10 protein-coding genes and 1 pseudogene are annotated in these 8,808 nt (G+C 52.6%); 10 read left to right on the top strand and 1 reads right to left on the bottom strand.

The window, feature by feature from the left end:
• Together VU18_RS03260 and moaA are read left to right on the top strand one after the other, a co-directional pair.
• On the top strand, positions 1-345 hold a 345-nt coding region (locus VU18_RS03260; RefSeq protein WP_047757635.1), incomplete at its 5' end, for a molybdenum ABC transporter permease.
• 54 nt (positions 346-399) lie between these two features.
• Positions 400-1,425 (top strand): GTP 3',8-cyclase MoaA, encoded by a 1,026-nt coding sequence (gene moaA, locus VU18_RS03265; protein WP_021322313.1) that lies wholly within the window; start codon positions 400-402, stop codon positions 1,423-1,425.
• A gap of 87 nt (positions 1,426-1,512) precedes the next feature.
• On the opposite strand, the gene ric is transcribed toward moaA, so the two are convergent.
• A complete protein-coding gene (gene ric, locus VU18_RS03270) occupies positions 1,513-2,220 on the bottom strand; it encodes an iron-sulfur cluster repair di-iron protein (protein WP_047757636.1) in 708 nt (235 codons plus the stop codon).
• A gap of 202 nt (positions 2,221-2,422) precedes the next feature.
• Here ric and VU18_RS03275 point away from each other — a divergent pair, with 202 nt between their 5' ends.
• The 8 genes and pseudogenes from VU18_RS03275 to VU18_RS03305 all read left to right on the top strand — a co-directional run.
• Positions 2,423-2,605, top strand: a complete 183-nt coding sequence (locus tag VU18_RS03275) for a hypothetical protein (RefSeq protein WP_014195104.1) — start codon at positions 2,423-2,425, stop codon at positions 2,603-2,605.
• Positions 2,606-2,654: 49 nt separating this feature from the next.
• A partial coding sequence (locus tag VU18_RS03280) for a molybdopterin molybdotransferase MoeA (protein WP_236687264.1) occupies positions 2,655-3,595 on the top strand: 941 nt, incomplete at its 3' end.
• 1 nt (position 3,596) lies between these two features.
• Positions 3,597-3,914 (top strand): annotated as a pseudogene (locus VU18_RS19030) (molybdopterin molybdenumtransferase MoeA); the annotation flags it as partial.
• Positions 3,911-4,411, top strand: coding sequence for a molybdopterin-guanine dinucleotide biosynthesis protein B (gene mobB / locus VU18_RS03285; protein ID WP_021321985.1), 501 nt, complete (start codon positions 3,911-3,913; stop codon positions 4,409-4,411). The pseudogene VU18_RS19030 and the gene mobB, both read left to right, overlap by 4 nt.
• Positions 4,408-4,875: a molybdenum cofactor biosynthesis protein MoaE gene (locus VU18_RS03290; RefSeq protein WP_033027975.1), complete on the top strand. Its 468-nt coding sequence runs from the start codon at positions 4,408-4,410 to the stop codon at positions 4,873-4,875. The genes mobB and VU18_RS03290 overlap by 4 nt, the downstream gene beginning before the upstream one ends.
• Positions 4,872-5,102: a molybdopterin converting factor subunit 1 gene (gene moaD / locus VU18_RS03295; RefSeq protein WP_047757638.1), complete on the top strand. Its 231-nt coding sequence runs from the start codon at positions 4,872-4,874 to the stop codon at positions 5,100-5,102. Before VU18_RS03290 ends, moaD begins: the two co-directional genes overlap by 4 nt.
• Positions 5,103-5,107: 5 nt before the next feature.
• On the top strand, positions 5,108-5,836 hold the full coding sequence (locus VU18_RS03300) for a YwiC-like family protein (RefSeq protein ID WP_023633821.1): 729 nt from the start codon (positions 5,108-5,110) through the stop codon (positions 5,834-5,836).
• Positions 5,837-6,164: 328 nt separating this feature from the next.
• Positions 6,165-8,808 (top strand): DNRLRE domain-containing protein (locus VU18_RS03305; protein WP_047757639.1); only part of this gene is annotated, 2,644 nt, incomplete at its 3' end.

Raw genomic sequence — 8,808 nt, forward strand, 5'->3', positions numbered from 1 at the left:
GCGGCCAAAGCGGGTCTGGAAGCCGTTGATCCAACCGTTGAAGGAGCGGCGCGCATCGATGGGGCGAATGAGCGCCAAGTGTTTTGGCATATTTCGCTGCCGCTGGCCAGAAACGCCTTGTTGTCCGGGGCGGTGCTGTCGTTTGCCCGCAGCCTGGGGGAGTTTGGCGCAACGCTCATGTTTGCCGGGAATATTCCGGGAAAAACGCAAACGATCCCCACCGCTGTCTATATGGCCATGGAATCGGGGCGGATGGAGTTGGCGTGGGCATGGGTGGCGGTCACCATTGGATTGTCATTTAGTTTGTTGTCCTGTGCGGCGAAACTAGGCCGTTGGCAGCGATAAGGAGCAGGCCGTTGGAACATCACGCGGCCCATGAAAGGGAAAGGAGGGAGCGACATGGAAGAGCGCGACCGGGTGAAGATCACCGACCGCCTCGCCCGCCCGCTTCGCGACTTGCGGTTATCAGTGATCGACCAATGCAATTTTCGCTGCGTCTATTGCATGCCGGCCGAAGTGTTCGGGCCGAATTTTCGCTTTTTGGCGGAAGACCAACTGTTGACGGTTGAGGAAATGGCGCTTTTAGCGGAATGTTTTGTCGAGCTTGGCGTTGAAAAAATCCGCCTGACCGGCGGCGAGCCGTTGCTTCGGCGCGACCTCGATGCGCTCATTGAGCGGCTGTCCGCGCTCCCTGGCCTGCGCGATATCGGCTTGACGACCAATGGCGTCCATTTAGTGAAATGGGCGCAGCGGCTGAAAGAAGCCGGGTTGAAGCGCGTCAACGTCAGCTTGGATGCGTTGGATGATGACATTTTCCGAAAAATGAACGGCATCGGCGTCGGCGTCACCCCGGTGTTAAAAGGCATCGAAGCCGCCCGGGCGGCGGGGCTCGGCGTCAAGGTGAACATGGTCGTCAAAAAAGGGTGGAACGACTCGCAAATCGTGCCGATGGCGGCCTATTTCAAAGAACAAGGCATTCCGCTCCGCTTGATTGAATTTATGGATGTCGGCACCACGAACGGCTGGGATTACTCCCATGTCGTGACGAAAAAAGAGATGTATGAACAAATCAACGCCATGCACCCTCTTGAACCGGTTGAAAAAGCGTACTTCGGCGAAGTGGCGAGCCGCTACCGGTACGCGGGCACGAACGTAGAAGTCGGCTTTATCGCCTCGGTGACGGAAACGTTTTGCCGGAGCTGCACGAGGGCGCGCATTTCCGCCGATGGCAAGCTGTACACGTGTTTGTTTGCTTCTGAGGGCGTGTCGTTGAAAGACAAACTGCGCGCCGGCGCGGGGAAAGAAGAGCTGAAGGCGCTGATCGCCGCCATCTGGAGCGAGCGGACAGACCGCTATTCAGAAGAACGGACGGCAGAGACAGCGAAACAGCGCCCGAAAATTGAAATGTCGTATATTGGGGGATGAAGAAAAACGGGAGCGCTCTTTTCATAGAAGAAGCGATCCCGTTTTTGGTTTATGTTTTCGGAAGTGCGAATCGGCGTCTTTCTTCCTTTAAACCTTCACCGCCGCCAACACGCGCGGGAAGAGGATGTTGTTTTCCAAATGGATGTGGGTAAACAAATCGTCTTCAAGCGCGGCCAGCCGGTTGTAGACGAGGCGATACGTGCCGCACGCGTCTTCTGGCGGGGTGAAGTCGTTGGTGATTTCACGAATTTCTTTCATCAAATCACCGGCGACATCATGCTCATTGACCAGTTCGCGAACGGCCCGCTCGACCGCCTCCCGGTTCTCCGGCGATGGGTTGTCGGCAAATTGCAAAATGAGCGGGAACGCTCCCGTTTCCTCTTTAATGAGATGCTGCTCGAGTTCTGTTTTTAACTCATGAAACAGTTTATGCACGCGGGAAAGATGCGGATGGTGCATGCCGTGTACGCGCAATACTTTCGTGACATACGGGCTGAGCTGCGGCAGTTCCTCGTTCAAATAGCGGTGGTGCGTGTTGATGATATGATCGACCAAGTCGGCTAGCGGCGCTTCACTCCAATTTCCGGTCGGCTTGTTTTGCGCTTCCGCGTAAAGGGTGTTCAGCTCGCGAAGAAGCGCTTCGCCATCAAGTCCGAGCTCTTCGATCGCTTCTTTTAACGGACGCTGTCCGCCGCAGCAAAAATCAATGCGATGTGCTTTCAACAAATCCGCTGCCTTCGGAATTTCGGCAACAATATCGCCAATCAGCGATTGCTCAGTAAACCGCTGTTCCATTTTGGATCCCTCCATCGTCAAATCGTTGCAGCTTCAGCATACCTTGTTTTGGACGCCAACGTTGTGACACATCTCACACAAACGAAAAAAAGTGGACAACTAAGGAAATGTGATGAACATCACAACGTTGTCTCTCTTCTTTCCTGTACAATAAAACAGACGAAATCAGCTGATCGATCGAGTCGAAAATCGGGCTCAAGACGTGCTAAACTATATTCAAGAACAATGTCGCTATGCGGATGAAGTGATGCAAGAGCTCGAACAGTCCGCCGCTTTGTTTGGCGAAACGCGGGAGATGATTTTGCGGCATATTGCCGATGCGAGCGTCGTTGATGAAAAGTTGGCAGAAGGCATAAAACAGCTGCAACAATGGCAACAACGTTGAAAGAACGATATGGTTGCCGCCAGCCGTATGATCGAAAGGAGAGAGAGAGATGGTCGAAAGACGAACCCCGATTCCTGTATCGGAAGCGATCGATCGGGTGATGCGTTATGCCGGAGTGGGAGAAGAGGAAACAGTGCCGCTTCGCCAGTCGTATGGCCGCTATTTGGCCGAAGATTTGCGTGCTGACCATGACGTGCCGCCGTTTGACCGCTCGCCGTATGACGGATTTGCCATTCGCGCCGCCGACTCGGAAGGAGCGGGACTTGACCATCCGGTCGAGTTTGAAGTCATTGAAACGATCGGCGCCGGGCAAGTGGCGAAGCAGCCCGTCGGCCCGTTTCAAGCGGTGCGCTTGATGACCGGGGCGCAAATTCCCCAAGGATGCGATGCGGTCGTCATGTTGGAGCTCGCCAAACAGTACGAGCGGGATGGAAAAACGTATATGGCCATTAAACGCCCGTTCCGCCCTGGCGACAACATTTCGTTTCAAGGGGAAGATGCGAAAAAAGGGCAGCCGCTTGTCGAAAAAGGAACGCGCATCAATCCCGGGGTGGCGGCGCTCTTGGCGACGTTCGGCTACGCCGAAGTGAAGGTGGCGAAAAAGCCGCGGATTGGCATTTTTGCGACTGGAAGCGAACTGCTCGACGTCTCTGAACCGCTTGTGCCGGGAAAAATCCGCAACAGCAACGCCTACATGATCGAGGCGCAGGTGTTCAAAAGCGGCGCCGAGCCGATTTATTTGGGCCAGCTCGCCGACGACCTCGATGCGTGTTTTCACGCTGTGCGCCAGGCGCTCGATCAAGTGGACATGCTCATTACGACCGGCGGCGTCTCGGTCGGGGATTTCGATTATTTGCCCGCCATTTACAAGCGGCTCGGAGCGAACGTGTTGTTTAACAAAATCGCCATGCGCCCGGGGAGCGTGACGACCGTCGCCGAGATTGATGGCAAGCTGCTGTTCGGTCTATCCGGAAACCCGTCGGCGTGCTANGTCGGGTATGAGCTGTTCGTCCGCCCGGTCGTGCGCACGCGGCTGTTTTCGGCCAAGCCGTATTTGAAAAAAGCGAAAGCCACCCTTGGCGCCGATTTTCCGAAGCCGAACCCGTTCACCCGCTTCGTGCGCAGCCGGGTCGAGGCGGTTGACGGTCGGCTTGTCGTGAAGCCGGTCGGCATGGACAAGTCGAACATCGTCACCTCGCTTGCCTTTGCGAACGCCTTGATGGTGCTGCCGGGCGGAACGAGAGGGTTTGCGGTTGGCGATGAGGTGGAAGTGTGGCTTTTGGATGACGATGAGGGGTCAAGCGAATGAACGTCTGGCAAGTCGTCGGCTATAAACATAGCGGCAAAACGACGCTTATGGAAAAATGGGTGGCGGCCGCTGTCCGGGAAGGATGGCGCGTCGGGACGGTGAAGCACCACGGCCATGGCGGCGAGCCCGCGCGGCCGGAAGGCGTCGATTCCGTCCGCCATGAGCGGGCCGGGGCGGTGGCAACGGCGGTGGAAGGAGACGGGCTTTTGCAGCTTCATCTCCGCCGCCCGTTGTGGCGGTTGGATGATGTGTTGGCGCTTTATGCGCCGCTTCGGCTCGATCTCGTGTTGGTCGAAGGCTACAAACAAGAGCGGCACCCGAAAGTCGTGCTCGTCCGCACTTGGGAAGATTGGGCGTCGCTTCAGCACCTCGCCAACATCCGCGCCGTCATCGCCTGGGAGCCGCTCGAAGGGCCGCTAGCGCACCCGGTGTTTTCGCTGGCCGATGATGACGAATATATTCCATGGCTCATGAACGAGGTGAGAACACGAACATGACAGAACCGTTGTTTGCCATTACCGACCGGCCGATTTCGGTCGAGGATGTGATGAAAAAAGTGATGCGTCCGGAAGCGGGGGCGGTCGCTGTCTTTGCCGGCACGGTGCGCGAATGGACGAACGGCAAGAGGACGCTCTTTTTGCAATATGAGGCGTACGTGTCGATGGCCGAGAAAATGCTCGCGCAAATCGGGGCGGAAATTGCGGAGAAATGGCCAGGGGCGAAAACCGCCATCACCCACCGGATCGGGCGGCTTAAGATCGGCGACATCGCCGTCGTCATCGCGGTTTCCTCGCCGCACCGCGCCGAAGCGTATGAGGCGAACCGCTATGCCATTGAGCGGATCAAGCAAATCGTGCCGATTTGGAAAAAAGAGCAATGGGAGGACGGAAGCGCCTGGGTGGGCGACCAGTTGGAAACAACGGCGTATCCGTCCGGAAAACCGGAGGTGAAAGAGGAATGATCCGTCTATTGTTTTTCGCCCATTTGGGCGAGCAAATCGGCGAGCGGGAAGTGATGTGGCCGAATGTTCCGGAAACGGTGAAAAAACTGAAAGACGAAGTGGAAGAGCGCTATGGCGTCTCGCTCGGGCGCGTCATGACCGCGGTCAATGAGGAGTATGTCCGCGACGAAGCGCCGCTTCACGCCGGCGACACGGTCGCCTTTATTCCACCGGTAAGCGGAGGATGAGACGGATGGCGAACAAAAGCAAATGGGTGATGCCAAAACAACACGGCGCCTGGGCGATGCTCATCATCCCGTTTTGGCTCGGGGCGTACGCCGGTGGGCTTTCGTGGATTCACGCGCCGCTCTTTGTCGCCTGGCTTGCGCTCTATTTGGCGACGTATCCGCTCTTGATGGCGGTGAAAACGAAGCGGAAAGAGCCGTACGTGCCCGCCGCCGCCCGCTATGGTGCCATCGCCGCCGCGGCGCTTGCCGTCTCTCTTTGGCAACAGCCGGCGCTTTTCTACTTCGGGCTCGCCATGGTGCCGTTTTTCTTGGTGAACACGTACTACAGCAAGAAAAAGAACGATCGCGCCTTTTGGAATGATGTAGCCGCCATCGCAGCGTTTTGCATCGGCGGCCTCGCCGCCTTTTACGCCGGACGCGGGGCGTTGACGATCGAAGCGTTTGAACTCGCCCTGTTTTCCTTCCTCTTTTTCATCGGCAGCACGTTTTACGTAAAAACGATGATTCGCGAAAAGAAAAACGAGCGGTACAAATGGCTGTCATGGGGCTACCACGCCCTGTTGATCGTCGGCCTCATCGCCATCGGCGAGCCGTTCGCCGTCTTGGCCTACGCGCCGAGCGTCATCCGCGCCGTCTATTTATATGGCAAGTCGCTGCCGATCATGAAACTTGGCATGCTGGAAATCGCCAACGCGGCGTACTTTTTCATCGCGATGATCGTGCTCTACTCTTGAGCGAACCCCAAACGGGAGGCATCCATGACCGTTTGGGGTTTTTTCTTTTGGTTAGGCGGTATTGCTTTTTCATTGCACAAGCATGATGTGAAATGGGCATGAATTCCTTGTAACGGTTTTGCAAAGGGTCGTTTCAAAAGCCTACCTCTTCTTCTATGCTCGTTCTCAAATAAATAAAAAAGGGAAACATCTCAACATTCATTATTAGGATTATAGACGTTCCAGCCCAAAGCCATGTCGAACTTTGTCTGTCGAAAATGATGGATGGCAGGGAGCAGGAAAGATACAATTTGATTGTAAAAGTAATGGAAATCGGGAAGGAGAGCATATGAGAAACATTCGTTTGCGACGATGGTTGGTTTGGATGGTCGTATGGGCTTTAGTGATGTCAAGCGTCCCGACAAAGGGACTTGCCGAAACGATCCGATCAGGGGTTGACCGTGTAGAGCCAAAAGAGGAGCCGCCAAAGGTGCCGCAAGCCCCGAAACGTGATCTCAAGCCAGGGGAAATCATAGAAGAAAGAACTGAGAATACAAAGGTTTACTACAACGGCGATGGCACGTTTACCAAGAAGATTTACTTTGAGCCTATTCATGTGAAGAAAAAGGGACAAAAACTATTTGAGGAAGTATCTTCTAGCCTAACGGATAGCACCAATAATACGAATTACGTTGAAACAGAGAATACCATTTTGGAGACAAACTTTTATAAAAAGATGGTCGATGGAGAATACGCCAATTTCCATTACAATGGATATTCGATTTCCTATTCTATTTTAGAGGCAGCAGGCAATGACGTACAACCGATAAAGGCGAAGGATGTTGCTGCTACCTATAAGAAAAAAGACAACAAAATTCTTCACAAAAACATTTTTCCGAGCATAGACCTGCAAAATATTACATTTAACGAGTCAACGAAAGAAGATTTAGTTCTTCATTCTTTTACTGGCTATCATATTTTCAAATTCCGTCTGAAAACGAATTTACATGCAGACATTCAAGACGATGGCTCCATTTTATTTACAAATAAAGAAAATGAAAGGGTTTTTGAGCTGCCGAAGCCGTTTATGGTGGATTCGAATGTCGATGAACGCTCTGGCGAGGTGCAGCGCTCAGAGAATGTAACGTATGAATTACAACAGGATGATCAAGGATATATTTTAACGATCAAAGCCGACCCGGAGTGGCTGAAGGATCCTAAACGTGTATACCCTGTTTATATTGATCCGAGTACTTCCATTAATGTGTCTACCGATGCATTTGTAATGAGCGCCTATCCGACAACCAACTATAGTTCCTCATCAAGTAAGTGGGATTCGGCGCAGGGACAATACGTTTTAAAGGTGGGGTATTATGATGGAACAACAGGCACTTGCTATGGCTTTTTGCACCCGGATTTATCAAGCATCAAATATATGAATGTGACGAATGCCACGTTCCATGTCTATGTCACCCATTCGTATTATACGACAACACCAACAGGGCTATGGCTCGATGTGGTAGACAGCTCATGGTCCGCGAGCACGTTAACATGGAGTAATCAACCTTCCTCCACCAACATTGGCAAGGTCGATGTCGCAAGAGACCAATGGGCGCAATTTGATGTCACGAATACGGTAAAAGAATGGGCATTCGGGACAAAGCCAAATTACGGATTGAAACTTCATACGAATGGCAATGGACAAACCTATTGGAAAAAAGTCGTTTCCACGACGAACAGCAGTTATAAACCATATTTGTCCGTTACGTATACGATACCCGTTCCCCATACGCCGACAGGAACGGCCTTCAGTAATGGGGATGGCACAGGATATATCAATTTATCATGGGATCCGGTTCCCGGCGCTGCGGGTTATAAAGTTTGGATTTATAACGGGAAATCATATGAAGCGTTTGATGTAGGCAATGTCACTTCCTGGAGTACAAAGGGGAAAAAAATCTGGCCGACCCCTTCTGAAATTAGCGCTGGAAGATACGACCTGCATCAAGATCAGTTAGGGACGGAGCTTGCTGTCGATCCTTCCCCGGTCTATCGAAATTCAGGCGAAAGCTATCCAAACAGCAAGAACTACTGGTTCCGAGTCAGTGCGATTTTTCCTCAAGGCGAAAGCGCCATGTCCGGTGCGTATATGCCGACCATTCCGGATTTGGCGAAACCATCTGCTCCGACGGGGGTAAGTTATACAAACGGAAACGGAACCGGATATATCGATTTCAAACGGAATCCTGTGAGTGGAGCGACGGGGTATAAAATTTGGATTTTTAACGGTTCCTACTATGAATCGTTAGATGTCGGGAACGTCACTTCTTGGACAACGAAAAACAAAAAGTATTGGCCAACCTCCACGGAAATTCATGCAGGTAGATATAAGTTGCATGTAAACGATGGTCTTGGCACGGAATTAGCTGTTGACCCGTCTCCGGTCTATGCCAATGCAGGAACCAAATACGCAACGGCTGCCAACTACTGGATTCGGGTCAGTGCCTATAACTCTCAAGGGGAAACCGTCTTTTCGGATGCGTATATGCCTCGTATTCCGGATTTGCGAGTGCCGCCAGCGCCTTCGGGGTTTGCTTACAGCAACCAATTAGGAAGCAACTCGGGTTATGTCATGTTAGACTGGGATAAGATTCCTGGAGCGACAGGGTATAAAGTGTGGATTTTCAATGGACTTTACTATGAAGCATTTGATGTAGGAGACGTGGATCATTGGACGACGCAAAACAAAGGAATTTGGCCAACGCCGGAGGAAATCCAACAAGGGGATTCCAGCACCTTAACGCTGCATCATGATGGACAAGGATTGGAACTTCCGAAAGATCCTTCCCCCATGTATGCGAAAATGGGGACCAAATACGCGACAAGCACCCATTACTACTTCCGACTCAGCGCCTACAATGCGGATGGGGAAACGGTATTTTCCAGCAATGCCTTGACGGTGAACATTCCGGAGGCGAATGAGTATTTAGGAA

It is taken from the genome of Geobacillus sp. ZGt-1, assembly GCF_001026865.1.
Taxonomy (GTDB): Bacteria; Bacillota; Bacilli; order Bacillales; family Anoxybacillaceae; genus Geobacillus; species Geobacillus thermoleovorans.